Annotated in this window: 14 protein-coding genes and 1 pseudogene; 9 read left to right on the forward strand and 6 right to left on the reverse strand. The window is 71.3% G+C overall.

The window, feature by feature from the left end; translation table 11 throughout:
- Nucleotides 1–62: 62 nt before the first annotated feature.
- On the reverse strand, nucleotides 63–434 hold the full coding sequence (locus tag ABZ642_RS26780; RefSeq protein WP_360488976.1) for an NTP pyrophosphohydrolase: 372 nt from the start codon (nucleotides 432–434) through the stop codon (nucleotides 63–65).
- Between the two features lie 64 nt (nucleotides 435–498).
- Between ABZ642_RS26780 and ABZ642_RS26785 the strand changes: the two genes are divergently transcribed.
- Nucleotides 499–1,515: a hypothetical protein gene (locus tag ABZ642_RS26785; RefSeq protein ID WP_360488977.1), complete on the forward strand. Its 1,017-nt coding sequence runs from the start codon at nucleotides 499–501 to the stop codon at nucleotides 1,513–1,515.
- Between the two features lie 7 nt (nucleotides 1,516–1,522).
- On the opposite strand, the gene ABZ642_RS26790 is transcribed toward ABZ642_RS26785, so the two are convergent.
- Nucleotides 1,523–2,626, reverse strand: a complete 1,104-nt coding sequence (locus ABZ642_RS26790; RefSeq protein WP_360488978.1) for an LCP family protein — start codon at nucleotides 2,624–2,626, stop codon at nucleotides 1,523–1,525.
- A gap of 184 nt (nucleotides 2,627–2,810) precedes the next feature.
- Here ABZ642_RS26790 and galE point away from each other — a divergent pair, with 184 nt between their 5' ends.
- The 5 genes from galE to ABZ642_RS26815 all read left to right on the forward strand — a co-directional run bounded on the left by galE (nucleotide 2,811) and on the right by ABZ642_RS26815 (nucleotide 12,589).
- Nucleotides 2,811–3,797, forward strand: a complete 987-nt coding sequence (gene galE, locus ABZ642_RS26795) for a UDP-glucose 4-epimerase GalE (protein WP_360488979.1) — start codon at nucleotides 2,811–2,813, stop codon at nucleotides 3,795–3,797.
- The gene (locus tag ABZ642_RS26800) at nucleotides 3,797–4,897 is read left to right on the forward strand and encodes a hypothetical protein (RefSeq protein ID WP_360488980.1); all 1,101 of its coding nucleotides are present in this window, start codon (nucleotides 3,797–3,799) and stop codon (nucleotides 4,895–4,897) included. The genes galE and ABZ642_RS26800 overlap by 1 nt, the downstream gene beginning before the upstream one ends.
- Nucleotides 4,898–4,934: 37 nt before the next feature.
- Entirely contained in the window at nucleotides 4,935–6,506 is a 1,572-nt protein-coding gene (locus ABZ642_RS26805; RefSeq protein ID WP_360488981.1) for a hypothetical protein, read from the forward strand.
- Nucleotides 6,507–6,842: 336 nt separating this feature from the next.
- A complete protein-coding gene (locus ABZ642_RS26810; protein ID WP_360488982.1) occupies nucleotides 6,843–8,090 on the forward strand; it encodes a CDP-alcohol phosphatidyltransferase family protein in 1,248 nt (415 codons plus the stop codon).
- Complete coding sequence (locus ABZ642_RS26815; protein WP_360488983.1) at nucleotides 8,087–12,589, forward strand: glycosyltransferase; 4,503 nt, start codon at nucleotides 8,087–8,089, stop codon at nucleotides 12,587–12,589. Before ABZ642_RS26810 ends, ABZ642_RS26815 begins: the two co-directional genes overlap by 4 nt.
- A gap of 65 nt (nucleotides 12,590–12,654) precedes the next feature.
- On the opposite strand, the gene ABZ642_RS26820 is transcribed toward ABZ642_RS26815, so the two are convergent.
- Together ABZ642_RS26820 and ABZ642_RS26825 are read right to left on the reverse strand one after the other, a co-directional pair.
- Complete coding sequence (locus ABZ642_RS26820; protein ID WP_360488984.1) at nucleotides 12,655–14,784, reverse strand: 3-hydroxyacyl-CoA dehydrogenase NAD-binding domain-containing protein; 2,130 nt, start codon at nucleotides 14,782–14,784, stop codon at nucleotides 12,655–12,657.
- A complete protein-coding gene (locus tag ABZ642_RS26825) occupies nucleotides 14,781–15,998 on the reverse strand; it encodes an acetyl-CoA C-acyltransferase (RefSeq protein WP_360488985.1) in 1,218 nt (405 codons plus the stop codon). Before ABZ642_RS26825 ends, ABZ642_RS26820 begins: the two co-directional genes overlap by 4 nt.
- Before the next feature lie 327 nt (nucleotides 15,999–16,325).
- Here ABZ642_RS26825 and ABZ642_RS26830 point away from each other — a divergent pair.
- Nucleotides 16,326–16,424 (forward strand): annotated as a pseudogene (locus ABZ642_RS26830) (carbohydrate ABC transporter permease); the annotation flags it as partial.
- Between the two features lie 5 nt (nucleotides 16,425–16,429).
- Nucleotides 16,430–16,582, forward strand: coding sequence for a hypothetical protein (locus ABZ642_RS26835; RefSeq protein ID WP_360488986.1), 153 nt, complete (start codon nucleotides 16,430–16,432; stop codon nucleotides 16,580–16,582).
- 77 nt (nucleotides 16,583–16,659) lie between these two features.
- On the opposite strand, the gene ABZ642_RS26840 is transcribed toward ABZ642_RS26835, so the two are convergent.
- Nucleotides 16,660–17,895, reverse strand: a complete 1,236-nt coding sequence (locus tag ABZ642_RS26840; protein WP_360488987.1) for a hypothetical protein — start codon at nucleotides 17,893–17,895, stop codon at nucleotides 16,660–16,662.
- A 926-nt stretch (nucleotides 17,896–18,821) separates the two neighbouring features.
- On the opposite strand from ABZ642_RS26840, the gene ABZ642_RS26845 reads away from it, so the two are divergent.
- A complete protein-coding gene (locus tag ABZ642_RS26845) occupies nucleotides 18,822–19,679 on the forward strand; it encodes a helix-turn-helix domain-containing protein (protein WP_360488988.1) in 858 nt (285 codons plus the stop codon).
- A gap of 122 nt (nucleotides 19,680–19,801) precedes the next feature.
- On the opposite strand, the gene ABZ642_RS26850 is transcribed toward ABZ642_RS26845, so the two are convergent.
- Nucleotides 19,802–21,082, reverse strand: a complete 1,281-nt coding sequence (locus ABZ642_RS26850; protein ID WP_360488989.1) for a ribonuclease D — start codon at nucleotides 21,080–21,082, stop codon at nucleotides 19,802–19,804.
- Between the last annotated feature and the right edge of the window lie 96 nt (nucleotides 21,083–21,178).

Below are 21,178 nucleotides of genomic sequence, written 5' to 3' on the forward strand. Positions count from 1 at the left end.
GGCGGGCGTGAGCCGACCCGGCTCCGTGGAGTGGTGGGGTGTGGCCGGGGTGCGGAGCCGGTTCAGTGGAGCAGGGCCTTCGGGCCGATCACCTCGGCGCCCAACTCGGTGACCCGGCGCCGGAGTTCGCGGTCGGCGGTGATGACGAGGCGAGGACGGCCGGGGGCCTCGGCGGTCAGCTCGACGATGCGGTCGTCGCCGCTGCCGGACGCCGACTCCACCCGTACCCCGGGCACCGACTCCACCCCGCGGGCCGCGCCCTCGACGACGAGCACCAGTTCCACCGGGGTCGGATGGCCGGGCAGGCCCCGCTCGGCCAGCCGGTCGCGCAGCCGCTCGGCGGCCCCCTTGCGGTCCCGCCACCAGCCGTCCGGCCGTGACCCGACGACGTTCGCGCCGTCGACGATCACCAGCAGGGGAGCTTCCTCATCCATGCCCCCAGCCTCGCACGCCCGGGGCCGGGCCACTGCTCCGAACGGCCCCGCTTAGAGTGAAGCGGTGAACGGCGACTGGCTCCTCCGCGGCCGTGACGGCCGGCTCAGTGTCTATCTGCCGTCGGGTGACGCCGTGCTGTGCCGTGCGGAACGCGGCCCTGGCAGCCCCTGGGGCACCCCCCGGAAGATGGGTGGCGACCAGCGGCTGCACCCCGGTTTCTCGGTGGGCCGGGGCACCGATGGATACGCGCACCTGGTCGCCTGGCGGCCCACGGTGAAGGGCGAGTCGGGCCTGGTCCACTCCACCCACTACCGTCCGCGTCTGTCCCCCCTGGACTGGCGGCCGATCGGCCACCCGAGCAAGAAGGGCGAGGTCACCGGCGCCCCGGCTGTCGCGGTGGACGCCCAGGGCCGTGCCCATGTCTTCGTCCGCAACCGGGGGCGCGGAGTGAGCATGGTCGCCCAGAAGGAGAAGGGCGGCTGGGAGCCGTGGCGCGATCTGAAGGGCCGGCTGGTCGAGGACGGACTCGCGGCGGTCACCGGTGAGTCGGGGCGGGTGGAGGTGTACGCGGCCGTACCGGGCGGGATCGTGTACTGGCGGCAGGAGGCGGCGGGGAAGCCGCCGGTGCTGCTGGAGGCGCTGGAGACCCCGGTCCGGCCGGGTACCCTCGCCGCCCTCGCCACCTCCGCCGAGAGCACGACCCTCTACTACAGCGACGAGGCCGGCGACCTGTGCGCCTGGCGTCCCGGCGGCAAGCCGTACACCCTGCTGCCGTCCGCCGGTCCTGGCCCGGTCGCCGCGGTCCGCTGTGAACTCGACGGACACGACTGCACCCTGCTCGCCCAGCGCTCGGCGAGCGGCCGGGTGGCGTTCGCCGCGTACCCCACGGAGGACGAGCGGGCCGGTGCCTGGTGGACCGAGTCGGGGCCGCAGCTCCCGGCCGACGCGACGGTCGCCCTGACCACGGACGGGGACGACCGGGTCACCGCGGCGACCCTCTCCCCGTCCACCGGGCAACTCCTGCTCACCCGGCGCAAGGACGAAGCGGGGCTGGCCCTGGAGGCCTGGCGCGAGGTCTGACGTACCGTCAGCTGCCGCCGGTGGCGGGGGACTTCTTCGCCGAGGCGGGGATCGTGGCATCGGCGCGGATCGCCTTCCACAGGGTCGAGGCCTGCGGCTCGGCGGCCACCACGCGGTTCGGGTCGGCCTTGTCGTACGCCACCGGGAGCATGATCGTCTCCATGGTGGACGGGTTGACGCCGTTCAGGCTGCGGCCGAACTCCGCGAGCTTGGTGAGCGAGGCGAGTTCGGAGTCGGTGGTGAGCGCGGCGGTCAGCTTGTCGGCGATCTTGTACGCCTTGACCGGGCTGCCCAGCAGGTCCTGCTTCTGGATCTCCGCGAGCAGGGCGATCATGAACTGCTGCTGGAGACCGATCCGGCCCAGGTCGCTGCCGTCGCCGATGCCGTGCCGGGTGCGGACGAACTCCAGGGACTGGGTGCCGTCCAGTTCGTGGGTGCCCTTGGTGAGGTCGAGACCGCTGGAGGTGTCGTGGATGTCCTGGTCGACGGTGACGGTCACCCCGCCTATCGCGTCCACCAGGTCCTTGAAGCCGGCGAAGTCGACCTCGACGTAGTGGTCCATGCGGACCCCGGACATCTTCTCCACCGTCTTGACCACACAGGCCGGACCGACCTGGGAGTAGATGGAGTTGAACATCACACGTTTCGCGGAGGGGGCCTGGGAGCCGCTCGCCGTGGTGCACTCCGGGCGGGTCACCAGGGTGTCACGCGGGATGCTGACCGCGACGGCCTGCTTGCGGCCCTCGGGTATGTGCATCACCAGCGCGGTGTCCGAACGGGCCCCGGCGACCTTGCCGGTGTTCAGCTTCGCGTTGGCGCCGGCCCGTGAGTCCGAGCCGAGGATCAGTATGTTCTGTCCCGAAGTGGGCAGTTTCTCCGGGCGGTCGTCCCCGATCGCCCGGTCGATGTCGACGCCCTGGATGTTGCCGTCGATGCCGCTGTAGAGCCAGTAGGCGGTGCCCGCTCCGGCCACGACCAGGACGGCCAGCGAGATCAGGATCCGGCGGCCCCTTCGGCGTCCGCCGGTGCGCTCGCGCTTGCGCCCGCGCCCGCCACCCTGCCCGGGGGGCGTGTCGGAGTCGCTGAGCTGGGGCGTCGGGACATGACTCATCCTGCTTCGAATCCTCAAAGATCGTGCCCCGGCGGGGCGGTGCTGTGGGGTGAGGACTCGGGTGGGGGAGGCCGGTCCCGGTGGTGCTGCCCGGTCGAAACCGCACAAGGGGCGGACGACCGCACGATCATGCACAACCCGTGATGTATTTGTAAACAGCAGCCAAAGAAATAGTATGCGCGCCATGACGTGGCTGATAACAGGCGGTGCCGGCTTCATCGGCGCCCATGTCGTGCGCGCGATGCTCACCGCCGGTGAGCGGGTCGCGGTGTACGACGACCTCTCGACGGGCGACCCCGCCCGCGTCCCCGACGGTGTGACCTTCGTCAAGGGCTCGGTGCTCGACGGCACCCTCCTGCGGCGCACCCTGTCCGACCTCGGGATCGACGGCGTGGTCCACCTCGCGGCCAAGAAGCAGGTCGGGGAGTCGGTCGAACGGCCGCTGCACTACTACCGCGAGAACGTGCACGGGCTGGAGACCCTGCTGGAGGCGGCCGCCGACACCGGCGTACGGCACTTCCTGTTCTCGTCCTCCGCCGCCGTGTACGGCATGCCCGACGTGGACCTGGTGACCGAAAACACCCCCTGCGCCCCGCTCAACCCCTACGGCGAGACCAAGCTGGCCGGGGAGTGGCTGGTGCGCGCCGCGGGCCGGGCGCACGGGATGACCACCGCCTGCCTGCGGTACTTCAACGTCGCAGGCGCGGCCGACGCGCGCCTCGCGGACACGGGCGTCTCCAACCTCGTCCCGATGGTCTTCGAGAAGCTCACCGAGGGCAGCGCCCCCGTGATCTTCGGCGACGACTACGACACCCCGGACGGCACCTGCGTACGGGACTTCATCCATGTCGAGGACATCGCCGCCGCCCATCTCGCCGCCGCCCGCGCGCTGCCCGGCCGGGAGCCCGGCAGCGACCTGACGGTCAACATCGGGCGCGGGGAGGGGGTTTCCGTACGCGAGATGATCACGCTGATCGGCGAGGTCACCGGCTACGGCCCGGCGGCCGCCCCGGTCCACGCGCCGCGCCGCGCCGGAGACCCGGCACGGGTCGTCGCCTCGGCCGACCGCATCCGCGCCGAACTGGGCTGGACGGCCCGCCACGACGCCCGCACCATGGTCGCCTCGGCCTGGGCCGGCTGGTGCCGGCGCCATCCGGAGGCCCGGCGCTGATGGCCGCTCCCGTGCGCGACCGTGCCGTCGGGGCGCGGCCGGCCGGTGGAGCCCCGGCGAGCCGCACCGTGCGGTCCGGACCCTGGCTCCTCCCCGGGCACGACGGCCGGCTCATCGCCTACGCGCAGGTCGACGGCGCCGTGCTGCGCTGGACGGAGACCCGCCCGGGCGGCCCCGACTGGACCGGCCCGGACGTGCTGCCGGTCAAGAGCGTGACCGAACTCACCGTCGCCCAGGGCCGCAACCGTTACGCCCACCTCGTCGGCCGCCGGGCCCGCGGCACCGGCGACGCGCCGTCGGCGGTGGACCTGGTCCACGCGATCCAGTACCAGGCGGGCCGCCCGCTGAGCGAGTGGCGCTCCGCCGGCAACCCGCACGCCCAGCGGGCACGCACCGCACAGATGGGCACCCCCACGGCGGTCGTCGACACCTCGGGCGCCCTGCACATCCTGGTGGCCACGGCGGAGGGACGGCTGGCCCTGCGGCGCGAGGACGCCCGGGGCCGCTGGGAGCCCTGGCTGGACCTCGAGGTGGCGGCCGTCCTCGACACCCCGGCCGCGGTGGCCACCACCACCGGGCAGGTGCATGTCCTCGCCCCGACCCGCACCGGTGCCCTGACCTGGTGTCAGCCCGGTCCGGGCGCCGCACCGGAGCGAGGCCCCGACCTCGCCGTCGTACCGCTGCCCGGGTCCGCGTGCGGTCTGGAGACCTCGCCGGGCCGGATCACCTACTACCTGACCGACGCGGTGGGCGGCGGTGCCGTCGCCGTACGTCCCGGCTCCTGGCCGGTGCCGCTCGGCGGGACCCCGGGCGACGGACGGCACACCGCGCTCGCCACCACCCTCGACGGCCACCCGTGCACGGTGCTGGCCCACCGCGACACCGAGGGCCGGATCGTGCTGGGCGCGTGCGGTGCCGAGGAGGAGCACCACGGCGTCTGGTGGACCGACACCGGCGCCGTCTGCCAGGGCGATCCGGTGCTGGCGCGCGACGGCCTCGGGCGGGTCGTGCTGCTGGCGCTGACCGAGGACGGCGGGCTCGCGCTGGCCCGCCAGGACGACGGCCCGGGGCTGAGCCTGGGCGACTGGACTCTGCTGTGAGCGCACGAGCCGGCAGACACGAGAAGGGCATGAAGGCATGACGCGCAGGTCCGGCCGCACCGGGCCGGGGTCCGCGGGCCGCACACCGGACGGCCGTGGGCACCTGGTCGCCGTCGTCGTACCGGAACCCCGGGACGCGGTGGCGGTGGTCGAACGGGAGGCGCCCGGCAGCGAGATCGCCGTGGTCTGCCTGCGGGCCGGCGCCAAGGACGGCCGGGCCGCCCTCGACCGGGCGCTCGCCGCCGCCGAGAGCCGGGGCTGCCGAGTGCGCGGCGCCCTCCGGGTGCTGGACACCGACCCCCACGACGCGCTGCCCGCCCTGCGGGAGGAACTGCGCGCGCTCGATCCGGAGCGGGTGCACACCCTCGACCCGGACCCCGTGCACACCGGCCTGGACGAGGCGAGCGGGGTGCCCTCCTACGGGGTGCCGGACGCGCACGCCGAGACCGCCGCCGTGGCGCTCGCCGCGGCCCGGACCCATCAGGCCGCGACGGGACGGCCGTTGTACGTCGACTGCCTGCGCGCCGAGCGGGGCCCGGGCGGCGACGGAGCCCCGCGCCACCCGGCGCCGGTGAACTGGCTCTCGGCCGGCTTCGACGGCCGGCTCACCGCGTTCTGGCCGTCCGCCGCCGGTGTGGTGCGCTGGTACGAGGAGCTGCCCGGCGGCCGTTGGCGCGGCCCGGAACTGCTGGAGGGCCCGGGGCTGCTGCCCGGTCTGCTGGTGGTCCGCGATCCGCACGGGCTGCCCCATCTGCTCGGCCTGCGCAGGAGTGCGCGCGGCGACGGCGGGGTGGACGTCGAGGTGGTGCACGCCGCCCAGTACCGCACCGGACGGCCGCTCACCCCCTGGCACTCGCTCGGCGGGCCGAACGCCGCGGTCTGGCGCAAGGGGCGCGAAGTCGGCTTTCCCGCGGCCGCGTTCGACGCCGCCGGGGATCTTCTGGTCTTCGTCCGCAACTTCGGGCACAGCGTCAGTCACCGGCGCCGGTCGGCCGACGGCGAGTGGTCCCCGTGGCAGCACCTGAGCGGACTGCGGGTCGCCGACGACCTGGTCGCGGTGACCGGCGAGCACGGCGGGGTCGAACTGTTCGCCCGGGCCCGGGACACCTCGGCGGTGCTCCGCTGGTGCCCGGGACCGGACGGCACCTGGAGCGAGGACCGCACCCTGCCGTTCGCCGCCCGCCCGGGCACCCTGGCCCCGGCGGCCGAGCCGGGCGCGGTCCTCTTCCGCGACGCCGGTACCGGCCGCACCTGTTTCTGGCGGCCGGGTGCCCCCGGCCCCTACCCGCTCGACGACCCGGAGAGCGGCTCCGGCGCGGCGTCCGCGGCCCGGGGTGCCGAACTCGCGGGCTGGGGCTACTCCGTGCTGGTCGGCCGGGGCGCCGAGGGGACCTGCTCGCTCGGCGCGCATCCCGCGGGGCGGCCCGACACCGGGGTGTGGTGGCAGGACGCCGGCGCACCCTCCTACGGGGCTCCCGCCGCGGCCGTCAGCCGCGCCGGGCGGCTCGCCGTGGCGACCCGGCTGTCCGGCGGGCGGCTGCTGGTGGCCCGGCGGGACGAGAGCCGGGACGGGCTGGTGCTCGACGGCTGGCGCTCGGTGGGGGACTGAGCCCGGCCTGTCGGACTGCCAAGCGGATGGCTGGATTCCCGCCCTGCCCCCAGGGCGGACGGATGGCTTGATTCAGGCCGGAAAGCCCTTGCTCCGGGCAGCGACGCATGCCGTTCGCAAGGCTGGAGCCAAGTACGCCCCAAGGGCGCCCCATGGTTCCCCGATGTGAAGATCGCAAATGGTTGTACAGGTCATCTGTGATCAACGTCGCGGTCAATCGCAGGTCAATGTGCGTCGACACTTAAGTGAAGGATTGTTAAAGTTCGGGTCGCTTATGTGATTGGTCTGTGAAAACAACAGGCCTATGTGTCCTGTTTGAGGGGTGACTGGGGGGTTATGGCCAGGCTTTCGCTGCGGGCTGTCCAAAAACTGACCTGCAAGAAACGAGACGCCTGGTGGACGGTTTTCCTCGTCGACCCTGTCGCCACCCGCCTGCTGCTCGTCGTCGCCCGCTTCCGCTTCATCACCCCGAACCGGGTCACCTGGGCGGCGCTGTTCATCGGCCTGGCCGCGGGCGGCTTCTTCCTGGAGGGCGACCGGCGGTCCCTGATCATTGGCGCGCTGCTCTACCACCTGAGCTTCATCCTCGACTGCATCGACGGCAAGCTGGCCCGCCTCAAGGGCAACGGCACCGTCTTCGGCGGCTGGCTCGACTACGTCTTCGACCGCATCCGGGTGCTGTTCTGTGCCCTCGCCCTGATGGGCGGTCAGTTCCTGCCGCACGACGACGAGCGCTACCTGGTGGCCGCCCTCGTCGTGGTCTTCCTCGACATGCTCCGCTACGTCGACGCGCTCCAGATCTACAAGATGCGCCTGTCGATGCGGACCAAGATCGAGAAGGTCACCCGGACCCGCGCCGAGGCGGCGGCTGCGGCGGAGGCGGCGGCTGTGGCGGAGGCCGAGGCCGTCGCGGCGGCCGAGGCCGTGCAGGAACGTTCCTTCACGGGGCGGGAGACTTCCGACGGCTCGCCGGTCGTCTTCATGGAGGACCTGCTCCGCGACAACCCCCACACTCCCGCCGAGACCCTCCGCGCCGAGGCCGGCACCGGCAACGTCGTCGACCTGCACGAGCAGTTCCGCGGCCAGTTCCCCTGGTACACCCGGATCCGCCGGGCCATGCTGCGCACCCGGGTGCGCCCGCACCTCATCAGCGGCATCGAGTTCCAGATGTTCGTCTTCATCATCGGCCCGCTGATCGGCCAGATCCTGTGGACCACCGCCGTCTCGGCCGGTCTGCTGCTGCTCTTCGAACTGGTCATCATGTACAAGTTCTGGCTCTCCACCCGTGACTTCACCAGGGTCATGGAGGAGCTGAGCCCCGCCTCCGGCACCGCCGGCACCATCGCCCCGCAGCTGCACCGGGGCCGGCACCGCCGCGCGGAGGCCGACGCCCTGCTCGCCGACGAGCGCTACCGGGCACCGGCACCGGAGGACGACCCCTTCTTCCGGCCGTATCCGAAGCCCAACACCGTGCTCGGCGGGCTCCCGCACATTCCCGCACCGCACGGCGACACCATGCCCCTCACCCAGATCGTGAGGGGCGCGGCCCGCAGCATCCCGGCGGGCCGGGAGGACCACCGATGAGACCCGGACCAGAGACCGCCCACGCCGAGGACGACGGAGGCAACTCCTGGGTCACCGTGGTCATCCCCGCCCACAACGCGGCCACCACGATCGGCAAGGCGCTCCAGTCGGCCCTGAACCAGACCTACGAGCTGGTCGAGGTGATCGTCGTCGACGACGCCTCCACCGACGGCACCATCGAGGTCGTCGCCAGCTTCGCGGGCACCGACCCCCGGGTCCGGGTGCTGCGCCGCAAGGAGAACAGCGGCGGGGTCGGCGCCCCGCGCAACTGGGGCATCGCCCAGGCCGAGGGCCGCTGGGTGACGTTCCTGGACGCGGACGACGAACTCCCGCCCCGCGCGTGCGAACGGCTGGTCGCGAGCGCACTGGAGACCGGCAGCGACATCACCGCCGGCAAGGCCGTCCGGGTCAACCGGGCCACCGGCGACACCGAGCCCTGGGCGCCCGAGGTCTACGCCATGGGCCGTACCGTCGCCGGTCTCGAGGAGTTCCCGCTCCTGCTCTCCGACCCGATCGCCGCCGCCAAGCTCTACAGCGTGGAGTTCCTGCGCACGTACGGCGTCTGGTTCCCCGAGGGCGTGTTCTACGAGGACACCTACTTCTCCACCGTGGCCGGCTGCCTCGCCCGGGGCATCACGGTGATCACCGAGCCCGTCTACCGCTGGATGTGGGAGCCGGACGGCTCCTCCATCACCGGCCGCACCGGCGAACTGCGCAGCATCACGGACCGGATCGCGGTGCACCGGGCCACCGACCGGTTCCTGCTGGAGCGCGGGCTGTGGCAGCTGAAGCTGCGCAAGGACGCCAAGTTCCTCACCCACGACCTGCGCCTGTACATGCGCGCCCTCGCCGAGGGCGACGCCCAGTTCCAGCAGCGGTTCGCCGACATCGTCAGCTCCTACCTGTTCTCGCTGAGCGCCGAGGCCTTCGAGCTGTGCGGCCCGGTCGACCGGGTGCGCGGCTACTTCCTGATGTACGAGGAGATCGAGGCCGCCCTCACCACGCTGGACTACACCCAGCGCAAGAGCGTCTTCTCCTCCCACCTCGTCGAGGAGGACGGCCGGGTCTACTGGTCCGCCGATCATCTGCACCTGCCCGACGCCCGCCGCATGCTGGACGTCACCGAACTGGGCCTGGCCGCCGCCCCGGTCACCCAGCTCCCGCTGTTCGCCCAGCTCACCGGCTGGCGAGTGGCGGGCACCGAGCTGTCGTTCACCGGCGAACTGGTCAACCGCTTCGGCCGGATCGCCCCCGGCGACCCGGTCTCCCTCTCCCTCGCGGTCCGCAACCGGCACACCAAGAAGGACGTGGTCGTCCCGGTCCGCGAGGTCTCGGTCGACGAGCGCCTGCTGACCTTCGAGGGCAGCGCCGACCTGGCGAAGCTGCTCGGCGACGACCTCGCCGACAGCTCCGTGTGGAACGTCTCGGTGATCGTGGAATGGAAGCGCAGCCGTTCCCGCTCCGCGCTCAACGTCCGTGACATCACCCTGGACGGCCTGGACTTCGACCGGGACGGCGAGGAGTACGAGGGCTACCGCACCGTCAGCGGCAACCTCGCCCTGCGCTCCGCCACCGCGGGCCGGCGCACCTTCGAGTCCGAGCAGAACGACCCCGACGCCCCCTGGATGTGGTGGCGCGACCGCGTCCACCCGCCGATCCGGCAGCTCACCGGCCCCTTCCAGCTCGCCGTCGTCGTCCCCTGCTACAACGTGGCCAAGTACCTGGACGACTGCCTCGGCTCCCTCGCCGCCCAGCGCGGCTTCGCCGAGACCCAGGTGATCCTGGTCGACGACGGCGCCACCGACGAGACGCCCCACATGCTGGAGCGGTTCGCCGCCCACTACGCCAACGTCACCGTCGTCCACCAGCCCAACGGCGGCCTCGGCAACGCCCGCAACACCGGCCTGGACCGGGTCGTCGCGCCGTACGTCACCTTCCTGGACTCCGACGACATCCTCGGCGAGGACGCCCTCGCCGCGATGCTCGAAGCCGCCCACCGCGACGGCTCCGAGGTCGTCATGGGCGACCTCGTCAACTTCCCCGACCGGCCCTACGGCCCGTGGAAGGACTACTTCGGGCAGGGCGACCGGCTGGTCACCGACTTCGCCGAGATACCCGACATGATCTTCAGCGGCTCGGCCTGCAACAAGCTCTTCGGTACGGCCCTGCTGCGCCGGCTCGGCCTGCGCTTCGGCGAGGGCGTGCACTTCGAGGACGCATGGCTGACCCTGCCCGCGATGCTGCGGGCCGGCTCGCTGAGCATCGTGGACCGGCCCGTCTACTGGTACCGGGGCCGCCCCGACGGCTCGTCCATCATGGACTCGCTGTGGAGCAAGCCCGCCAACTACCGCGACCATCTGCGGCTCAACCACTTCCTGCTGCACTACAGCGCCGAGGAACCCCCGGAGATCCGCCGGATGTTCCAGCGCTACGCCGCCCGCACCTACAAGGGCTTCCTGTGCAACGCCCGGAACGTGATGGGCCGTACGCAGCTTGCCGAGATGTTCCCGGACCTGCACCGGCACTACGCGCAGATCCCCGACGACGTCATCACCGAGTTCGTCACCAGCCCCGCCCAGCAGCTCGACCACTACGCGGCCAGAACCGGGAACTTCCCGCTGTTCGCCGACCCGGAGCCGGCCCTCGCCGCGGCCCCGCCGGTCGTGGAGATCGACGACGACGGCTTCTACCGCACCTTCCCCGGCGGCCGGCTGCACAGCGGCGCGGCCCGGGTCAGGGATCCCAACGTGGTGGTGGAGAGCGTCCGCACCCGGGACGACATGCTGGTCCTGGAGGGCTGCATGGCCTTCCCCGGCCTGGACCTCGGCGGCCCGATGGGCAACCGCCTCGAACTCGTCTACCAGGTCCGCGGCACCAAGGTCACCGTCCCGCTGACCCAGGTCTACCGCCGCGACCTGAGCAACGCGCGGGACGGCCGGGACCTGTACGCCGGCTGGTACGCCGAGATCCCCGCCGCCCGGCTCGCCGAGACCGGCTTCGGCGTCGGCGACTTCCGGCTGCGGGTGCACCGCCCGGACGGCACCCGGCACCGCAACGTCGTCATGAAGGCCCGCCTCGCCCTGCACCGGCTCAAGGGTCCCGGCAAGGTCGGCCGGTACCCGTACATGCTGACCATCGGCGCCCAGGACGCGCTGCACCTGCGCCTGGTCGCCCCCGGCCGCACCGCCCGCCTCAGGCACGCGATGTGGCGGACCGGCCGCGAACTGCGCATCCTGCGCACCCGGAACCCCGGCTGGCGGATGCGCGTCGCCTACTGGCTGACCTATCCCTTCCTCAACGGCAAGGAGATCTGGCTGGTCGGCGAGCGCACCGACACCGCGCAGGACAACTCGTACCACTTCTTCAAGTGGGCCCGGATCCACCGCAAGCGCCGCAACGTGTACTACGTCATCGACGCGGCCTCGGCCGACCACGCCAAGGTCGCCCCGTACGGGAACGTCCTGAGGCTGGGCTCCTTCAAGCACCGGGTGTACCTGCTCCACGCGACCAAGCTCATCGGCTCCTACGACTCCGAGTCCTACCTCGTCCCCGAGGGCTACAAGAAGGCGCTCTTCCTGCACCGCTTCGGTGAACTGGTCAAGTACCAGCGGGTGTTCCTCCAGCACGGCGTCACCTACAACGACGTGACCTCCGGCGCCGACCAGCGCATCGCGAGCTACGACCTGCTGGTCACCGCCGGCCGCCAGGAGCGCGACTTCATGGCGGAGGAGGCCGGCTACGGCGACCGCGCCCAGCCGGTCGGCTTCCCGCGCTTCGACGCCCTCCAGCGCGAGCGCCGCGACAAGCCGCGCATCCTGCTGATGCCCACCTGGCGCCAGTGGATCGTCACCGCGTCCTACAAGAAGTCCGCCGGACCGGCGCGGACCAGCTTCACCCAGTCCGAGTACTACCGCTTCTACAAGACGCTGCTCTCCGACCCCCGCCTCGGCCGCGCCCTGGACCACTTCGGTGTGGACCTCGAATTCTTCCCGCACTACGAGATCCGCCCCTACCTGCACACCTTCCAGTTCTCCTCGCCGTCCATCCAGGTCGCCGACCCGCACACCCGCAATGTGCAGCAGGCGATGAAGGAGTGCTCGCTGATGGTCACCGACTACTCGTCGGTGTTCTTCGACGTGGCCTACATGGGCATCCCGCTGGTCTACGTCCCCTTCGACGAGGAGGACTTCTACGGCCGGCACTACAAGCGCGGCTACTTCAACCTCGCCGAGGACGGCTTCGGCCCGGTCTGCCGGACCGTCGACCAGGCCGTCGACGAGATCATCGCCGCCATCGCCCGCGACTTCACCGTCCAGCCCGAACACCGGGCGCGGGTCGAGGAGTTCTTCGTGCACCGCGGCGGCGGCAACTGCGAGCGCGTCTTCGACGCCATCGACGCTCTGGGCACCGCCTCCGCGGCCGCACTGGCCCCCGGCCGCCCGATCGGCGCCCTCCCGGCCCCGCTGCCCACCCTCACCGAGTGGATCGACGCGGCCTGACCCTTGCCACGGCATGCGAAAGGGGGCCTCCGCGCATCACGGAGGCCCCCTTCGGCTGTCGGCGGTTACGCCGGGATCGACGCCACGCCCGGCGCCAGGAACTTCTTGCCGTTCACGCGCTCGGAGACACCCTCGCGGTCCAGGTACGGCGTGATGCCGCCCAGGTGGAAGGGCCAGCCGGCGCCCGTGATCAGGCAGAGGTCGATGTCCTGCGCCTCGGCGACGACACCCTCGTCGAGCATCAGCCCGATCTCCTGGGCGACGGCGTCCAGGACGCGGTCTCGGACCTGCTCCTCGCTGAGGACGACGTCACCCTGCTTCAGCAGTGCGGCGACCTCCGGGTCCAGCTCCGGCTTCCCGCTGTCGTACACGTAGAAGCCGCGCTTGCCCGCCTTGACGACGGCCGCGAGGTTCGGGGAGACCGTGAAGCGGTCCGGGAAGGCCCGGTTGAGGGTCTCCGAGACGTGCAGGCCGATCGCCGGACCGACCAGCTCCAGGAGCACCAGCGGGGACATCGGCAGGCCCAGCGGCTCGACCGCCTTCTCCGCGACCTCGACGGGGGTGCCCTCGTCGATGACGTTCTGGATCTCGCCCATGAAGCGGGTGAGGATGCGGTTGACGACGAACGCCGGGGCGTCCTTCACCAGCACCGCGGTCTTCTTCAGCTTCTTGGCGACGGCGAAGGCCGTGGCCAGCGACGCGTCGTCGGTCTGCTCGCCGCGCACGATCTCCAGGAGCGGGAGGATCGCGACCGGGTTGAAGAAGTGGAAGCCCACGACCCGCTCGGGGTTCTTGAGCTTCGACGCCATCTCCGTCACCGACAGCGAGGAGGTGTTGGTGGCGAGGATCGCGTGCGCCGGGGCGACCGCCTCGACCTCCGCGAACACCTGCTGCTTGACGCCGATCTCCTCGAAGACGGCCTCGATGATGAAGTCGGCGTCGGAGAAGCCCTCGGCCTTGTCCAGCACACCGGTGACCAGGGCCTTCAGGCGGTTGGCCTTGTCCTGGTTGACACGGCCCTTGCCGAGCAGCTTCTCGATCTCGGCGTGGACGTAGCCCACACCCTTGTCGACGCGCTCCTGGTCGATGTCGGTCAGCACGACCGGCACCTCCAGGCGGCGGAGGAAGAGCAGGGCGAGCTGCGAGGCCATCAGGCCCGCGCCCACCACGCCCACCTTGGTGACCGGGCGCGCCAGGTTCTTGTCGGGTGCACCCGCCGGGCGCTTGCCGCGCTTCTGCACCAGGTTGAACGCGTAGATGCCGGCGCGGAGTTCGCCGCCCATGATCAGGTCGGCGAGCGCCAGGTCCTCGGCGTCGTAACCCTGCTGGAGGTCGCCGTTCTTGGCGGCGGCGATGATGTCCAGGGCGCGGTAGGCGGCCGGGGCGGCGCCGTGCACCTTGGAGTCCGCGATGAAACGGCCCTTGGCGACGGCCTGGTCCCAGGCCTCGCCGCGGTCGATCACCGGACGCTCGACCTCGATGTCGCCCTTCAGTACCTGGGCGGTCCAGATCAGCGACTGCTCCAGGAAGTCGGCACCCTCGAAGAGGGCGTCGGCGATGCCCAGGTCGAAGACCTGCTGCCCCTTGAGCTGCTTGTTCTGGTTGAGGCTGTTCTCGATGATCACCGAGACGGCCTTGTCGGCGCCGATCAGGTTCGGCAGCAGCGCGCAGCCGCCCCAGCCCGGGACCAGGCCCAGGAACACCTCGGGAAGCGAGAACGCCGGGATGGCCTTCGACACCGTGCGGTAGGTGCAGTGCAGACCGACCTCGACGCCACCGCCCATGGCGGCACCGTTGTAGTACGTGAAGGTCGGCACGGCCAGACCCGCGAGGCGCTTGAAGACCTCGTGGCCGCCCTTGCCGATGGCGAGCGCGTGCTCGTGCTCCTTGAGGAGCTCGACGCCCTTCAGGTCGGCGCCGACCGCGAAGATGAACGGCTTGCCGGTGATACCGACACCGACGATCGTGCCCTCGGCCGCCTCCTTCTCGACCTGGTCGATGGCGGTGTTCAGGTTCGCCAGCGAGGCCGGGCCGAAGGTGGTCGGCTTGGTGTGGTCCAGGCCGTTGTCCAGGGTGATCAGCGCGAAGCGGCCGGCCCCGGACGGCAGGTCGAAGTGGCGTACGTGCGCCGACGTCACGACCTCGTCGGGGAACAGGTCCGAGGCCTGCTTCAGAAGCTCGGCGGTGGTGCTCACTTGTCCCCCTCGAAGTGCGGGTTCTCCCAGATGACCGTCGCGCCCATGCCGAAGCCGACGCACATGGTGGTCAGGCCGTAGCGGACGTTCGGCTGCTCCTCGAACTGGCGGGCCAGCTGCGTCATCAGACGCACACCCGAGGAGGCCAGCGGGTGACCGAAGGCGATGGCGCCGCCGTACTGGTTGACGCGCTCGTCGTCGTCCGCGATGCCGTAGTGGTCGAGGAAGGCCAGCACCTGCACGGCGAAGGCCTCGTTGATCTCGAACAGACCGATGTCGGAGATGCTCAGCCCGGCCTGGGCGAGCGCCTTCTCGGTGGCCGGGATCGGGCCGTAGCCCATGACCTCGGGCTCGACGCCGACGAAGGAGTACGACACGAGCCGCATCTTGACCGGCAGGTTGTTCTCGCGCGCGAAGTCCTCGCTGGCGATCAGCGAGGCGGTGGCGCCGTCGTTGAGACCGGCCGCGTTGCCGGCGGTGACCCGGCCGTGCACACGGAACGGCGTCTTCAGACCCGACAGGTTCTCCAGGGTGGTCCCCGGGCGCATCGGCTCGTCGGCGGTGACCAGACCCCAGCCGGTCTCGCCGCCCTCGGGGTTGGTCCGGCGCACCGAGATCGGGACCAGGTCGGCCTGGATCTTGCCGTCGGCGTACGCCTTGGCGGCCTTCTCCTGCGACCGCACCGCGTACTCGTCCGTGCGCGCCTTGGTGATCTGCGGGTAGCGGTCGTGCAGGTTCTCGGCGGTCATGCCCATGAACAGCGCCGACTCGTCGACCAGCTTCTCGCTGACGAACCGCGGGTTCGGGTCGACGCCCTCGCCCATCGGGTGGCGGCCCATGTGCTCGACACCGCCGGCGATGGCGATGTCGTACGCGCCGAAGGCGACGGAACCGGCGACCGTGGTGACGGCGGTCAGGGCGCCGGCGCACATGCGGTCGATGGAGTAGCCGGGCACGGAGGTCGGCAGGCCCGCGAGAATGCCCGCGGTACGGCCGATGGTCAGACCCTGGTCACCGATCTGGGTGGTCGCGGCGATGGCGACCTCGTCGATCTTCTTGGTGTCCAGCCCGGGGTTGCGGCGCAGCAGCTCCCGGATCGCCTTCACGACGAGGTCGTCGGCACGGGTCTCGTGGTAGATGCCCTTCGGGCCCGCCTTGCCGAACGGGGTACGGACGCCGTCGACGAAGACGACATCCCTGACGGTACGAGGCACGATTGGCTCTCCTCCAGGGTGCGGGATGGCACTGCTGCATGCGCTGAGCGCGCGCTCAGGCCCATGCTACTTGTGAGTAACGTGACTGCCCACCCCTGACGGCGGGAGCGGCGAAGGTCACATGTGCCGAGGTGCCCCGCAAGGGGTGCGCGGAACTGCGCGAAAGGCGACCACCGGCCCGCGGCCCCGCCACGACCGTCACCGAGGCGACGACGTCGGATGCGAGGACCCCAGCAGCCCGGCCTCCTCCTGCGCACTCCGCTCCAGTCGGAGCAGCGGTGAGCAGGAGTGCACCGTCGGCACGCTCTCCACACCGGAGATGAACTCCTCTACATGCCGTCCCAGAATCTTGGCGTGATCTCGACGTCCCTGTTCCGCTTCCGCGGCCCCTACGGAGCGCACTGGGAGGTCATCGCGGCGGGAGCGACCCGGTGAGCGCCGTTCGACGCCGGGCGTCGAACGGCCGCGCGCGCATCGGGGTGCCGTACGCCCAGCTCCAGGATGCGAGCGTTCCGCGTCATCAGGAGTGGGCCGTGCGGGCCGGACTCGCGGGCGGGGCGGGCGGCGGCCCAGGACCGGGGTGACATGAGCACGAGGGCTCCTCTCGGGTGGCGGTGTGCGCAAAGGCGCGGCCGTGGGGTCACGGACGGCCCGGCCAACGTCATCCGTGGTGTTCCAGGGCACGGATCACGCTGTAGTCCCGTTCGATGGCGCGCGGCTCGCTGCTGCTGAGCACGGCCTCGGCGGACACCGGGGCACCGGGCGTGCGGATCTCGCTCGCCGCGACCACGGTGGGCAGCGAGTGCAGGACGGCTGCCAGCCACGGGGCGATCCCGGCGGTCGCACGCATGTGCACCCGCACGATGTGCTGTCCGCCCGGCGCGGGCGTGAACCGGGCGGCGGCCGGAGGGATCCACGTGCCCAGCGCGTCGGCGGCGCGGTTACGGCCGGTCGCCGTCCGCAGCGCTTCGTCGGCCGGCGTCACGACGGGCGCCGCCAGCGCGCCCACCAGCACGGGCTCCTCACCGGCCCGGTACGCCAGCCGGGTGGTGACCGGACCGCACACCACGCCGAGCGCGTCGAGCACCCGCGTGGTGCGGAGCGCCAGGGTCCGCGCCGACGGGCTGCCCGGAGCCAGCAGATCGGTACGGTCCAACCGGCCGTCCCCGGTGTGGACGTCGGCCCACAGGTCGGTGACGACGTGCTCGGGGCGGCCGTCCGGGCCCGGACGAGTGGCGGTGTTGACCGTGTACCGGCGCCCGGAGGGCCGCTCGCTCAGCACCAGGTGCGCGCTGCCGGAGTGCTGGACGGCCGCGTGCCGCATGGCCGGCCAGGCAGCGCCGATCTGGAGTTCGTCCACGCACTCCACCGGGTCGACCGGTGTTCCGTTGGCCGCCGGGGTGAGCAGATAGCCGGGCATGGGGTGGCTCCGCGCCCAGGCCACGGCCTCGGCCGGACTCGCCGTACGGATGCCCCGCAGCGCGGGAATGCCCACCCGCGCCAGGCGGTCCGCCTGTGCCCCGCGGTCGTACCTCAGCGGTGAGGACGCCGGATCGGCGCCGGGAAGATCGAGCTGCCAGGCGATCCGCTCGGCCGGCTCGATGCCCCCGGTGCTGCCCGCGACGACGGCCGAGACCCCCAGCGCCCGCAGCGCCTTGACGGTCTGCCGGACCCCGCGGTGCACGACCGTGCCGGTGTACCCGGCGGGCACCGGCGAGTTCCGGTACGCCGGCGGCCGCAGGCGGCACTCCGGGACGACGGCCACCGTCCGCCAGCCGTGCCGGGCGAACGCCCGTGGATACGGGATCCCGCCGTCGTACGGGGCGATCACCGCCGCGGTGTCGGCGGCGGGGTCGGTGCGTAGCACGGCCGCGGCAGGGGCGGAGGGGATGGTCATCGGTGCGGGCTCCCAAGCAGACGGGTGTGAGGCCGAAGCGGGTCAGCTGGTGCGGGCGGTCATCAGGCCGCCCGGGTTGCTCACGCGCACCTGACGAACGAGGCAATTGCTTCGGGTCTCCGCACGTTCACTCCGCGGATACCGCCCATGGGAGCCGGAACCGAATGCGGATCGCATCGAGTGAACAGCCGGCCGTGCACCGGCACCGACGGCTCGGCACGCCTCATCCGAACGCGATCGGAACGCATATGACCCCCCGTGCGGATGGGAGTGGTCCGACGGTGTGCCCGCCCGGACCGCTCGACCCGTCATACGACGCCACCCGGTCTTGTTGGGACCCATCGGTCTCTTCTGCCGCATCCGCGTCCACCCACCGGGAACCGCTTGCGTGCGTCCTCGAAGTACGGGACGGCCGCGTTCATCACCCCTAAAGAGATGACATGCCAGAGATGTCGGAATGCGTGGTCGGCTTCAGAAGGGACCGATCGGTCTGTTCTGTCGGCGTCAAGTCTGGAACTCGGGCGCTGTGACGTCAAGCAATCATGAGACACACTGCTTACAGGTGCCCGGCTGCGACTTGGACGCACTGCGCTTAAAGAGGGAGGTCACGGTCGAAAGCCATGGTGGACCCTTACGTGTGGTTGGTGCCGCACGGCAGCCCTCCATGGGTGCGAACAACCCTTCCGGCGGCCGGGCGTCCGCCTGGACGGGCGGGGTAGTATCGGGAGGTTGATCAACGCGTGCGCGTGCGCGGTATTTTCCGGCTTATTGCGACGCCCTGAAATTCCTTTTCCTGAGAATGCGGTGCGGTCTTTCAGGGGTCCGAGAACGCTTGCGGGGGCGGGTGTTCTGGAACGCGTACGCAGTTTTCCCGGACAAAGTCCGTTCAGTCTCAACCGGCGAATGGGACTCGAAGGCGAGATCGAATGAGCAACCTGCGCAGGCCGCGACGGCGGCAACAGCGCGCCATCGACACGAGACAGCGGATCCTCGACGCCGCTGGCGAACTTTTTGTGGCGGACAGCTATGAAGGGGTTTCGGTAAGTGACCTGATCACGGCCGCACGCACGAGCAAAGGGGCCTTCTACCGGCATTTCCCGGGGGGAAAGCTCGAAGTGGCGTCGGCCATCATGGAAGACACGCTGAGCATGGACGGGCTGCAGAAGCAGCGAATCATGCTCCAGGAAATGGTCGACATCGGCATGATCCTGGCCCATCGAGTCTCCAGGGAGAGCGCTGTTCAGGCCGCCTTGATGCTGTCATTCCGCGGCAACGCACCAGAAACCTACGGAACTCCCTGGCCGGACTGGATCGTCTTCAACACGGGACAGCTGACCGAAGCGCGGCGGAGGGGGGAGCTGAAGCCCTTCGTCGACGTGGAGGAGCAGGCTTACCAGGTCGCGGGGAACTGGGCCGGAGTGGTCCTGATCTCGAACACCCTCGACCGGCACCTGGGGAATGTCGAAGCGCGGATCTCGCGCATGTACCGCAACGTGGTGACCGCGATCGCGGTTCCGGAGCTCCTGCCGGAGATCGACATCTCGGTGCACCGGGGCAAGAACCTGTACACCGCGTTCCTCGAAGGCGCGGCTGATCCTGAGCTGCCGCGGGACGAGCCCGCGGAGGAACGCCCGGATCAGGCTGAAGAACTCGAAGGACTCGAAGGGCTCGACGGACTCGACGGACTTGGAGGGCTCGAAGGACTCGGAGGGCACGCAGGGATCATGGAGCACGCTGAAGAAGCGGCTCCGGGGCACGCCGGAGTACTCCCTGGGCGGCGGTAGTAGCAGGACGACCACGGAACTCGGCTCTTCAGCGGTGCCGTGCGGCACCCCGGAGGGCCGAGTCCCGCCTTCCCGCGCCGGTACCCGGTGAGCTCGGAAAGGAACCGGCCGGGCGGACCGGTCTAGGCGGTCAGCGCCGTCACCAGCGCCGGCGTCACCTGTTCCACCTGCCAGGGTCGCGCGCCGTAGCCCACCAGAGCGGTTCCCACCGTCCCGGCGTCCACGTCCTTCGGCGGCTCCCAGCAGAGCCTGCGCACCGTGTCCGGTGTGATCAGGTTCTCCTGGGGCATGTTGAGCTGCTCGGCCAGGGCCGACACCGCCGCCCGTGCCGCGGACAGCCGGGCGGCCGCCGCGGGATCCTTGTCGGCCCACGCCCGTGGCGGCGGCGGCCCCGTCACCGGCTGCCCCGGAAGCGGCAGCCCGGCGTCCGGCAGCGCCCTGGCCCGGTCCACCGCCGCCTGCCACTGCTCCAGCTGCCGCCGTCCCATCCGGTGCCCGAAGCCGTTCAGTCCCGCGAGGGCGTGCACGGTCGCCGGCAGCGCGAGCGCGGCCTCCACGATCGCCGTGTCACTGAGCACCTTGCCGGGCGACACATCCCGCTTCTGCGCGATCCGGTCCCGCGTCTGCCACAGCTCCCGCACCACACCCAGTTGCCGGCGCCGCCGCACCTTGTGCATCCCCGACGTGCGGCGCCAGGGGTCCTTTCTCGGCTCGGCCGGCGGCGCGGACGCGATCGCGTCGAACTCCTGCCGTGCCCACTCCAGCTTCCCCTGCCGGTCCAGCTCCTTCTCCAGGGCGTCCCGCAGATCGACGAGCAGCTCGACGTCGAGCGCCGCGTACCGCAGCCAGGGCTCCGGCAGCGGCCGGGTCGACCAGTCGACGGCGGAGTGGCCCTTCTCCAGGACGAAGCCGAGGACGCTCTCGACCATCGCGCCGAGCCCGACCCGCGGGAACCCGGCGAGCCGCCCGGCCAGCTCGGTGTCGAAGAGGCTGCTGGGCATCATGCCTATCTCGCGCAGACAGGGCAGATCCTGGGTGGCCGCGTGCAGTACCCACTCGACGCCGGACAGCGCCTCGCCGAGGCCGGACAGGTCGGGGCAGGCGACGGGATCGATCAGCGCGGTCCCGGCGCCCTCCCGGCGCAGCTGGACGAGGTAGGCGCGCTGCCCGTAGCGGTAGCCGGACGCGCGCTCTGCGTCGACGGCGACGGGCCCGGAGCCGGCGGCGAACGCGGCGATCACGCGGGCGAGCGCGTCCTCGTCCGCGACCACGGGCGGAATGCCCTCACGCGGCTCCAGCAAGGGAACCGGCGCCCCCGTCACAGAAGATCCGGCGTCGTCCGGGGGAGTGCCCCCGGTGGTGCGCAGTGAACTGTCTGCTGCGGTGTCTTGGGCGTCGGTCACATGTCAAGGGTATCTGTGTGTGGACGGCGCCCGTCGACGGAACCGTTAAGTGCCCCGGGGCGGGGGGGGGGTAAAAAATGAAGTTGGGGTTAAATA

The sequence above is a fragment of the Streptomyces sp. NPDC007157 genome (genome assembly GCF_040634235.1).
Classification (GTDB): domain Bacteria; phylum Actinomycetota; class Actinomycetes; order Streptomycetales; family Streptomycetaceae; genus Streptomyces.

Coding starts and splice junctions, on each gene's coding strand:
- ABZ642_RS26780 (WP_360488976.1), bottom strand. CDS start 434: ATGGATGAGGAAGCTCCCCTGCTGGTGATCGTCGACGGCGCGAACGTC.
- ABZ642_RS26790 (WP_360488978.1), bottom strand. CDS start 2,626: ATGAGTCATGTCCCGACGCCCCAGCTCAGCGACTCCGACACGCCCCCC.
- galE (WP_360488979.1), top strand. CDS start 2,811: ATGACGTGGCTGATAACAGGCGGTGCCGGCTTCATCGGCGCCCATGTC.
- ABZ642_RS26800 (WP_360488980.1), top strand. CDS start 3,797: ATGGCCGCTCCCGTGCGCGACCGTGCCGTCGGGGCGCGGCCGGCCGGT.
- ABZ642_RS26805 (WP_360488981.1), top strand. CDS start 4,935: ATGACGCGCAGGTCCGGCCGCACCGGGCCGGGGTCCGCGGGCCGCACA.
- ABZ642_RS26810 (WP_360488982.1), top strand. CDS start 6,843: ATGGCCAGGCTTTCGCTGCGGGCTGTCCAAAAACTGACCTGCAAGAAA.
- ABZ642_RS26815 (WP_360488983.1), top strand. CDS start 8,087: ATGAGACCCGGACCAGAGACCGCCCACGCCGAGGACGACGGAGGCAAC.
- ABZ642_RS26840 (WP_360488987.1), bottom strand. CDS start 17,895: ATGACCATCCCCTCCGCCCCTGCCGCGGCCGTGCTACGCACCGACCCC.
- ABZ642_RS26845 (WP_360488988.1), top strand. CDS start 18,822: ATGAGCAACCTGCGCAGGCCGCGACGGCGGCAACAGCGCGCCATCGAC.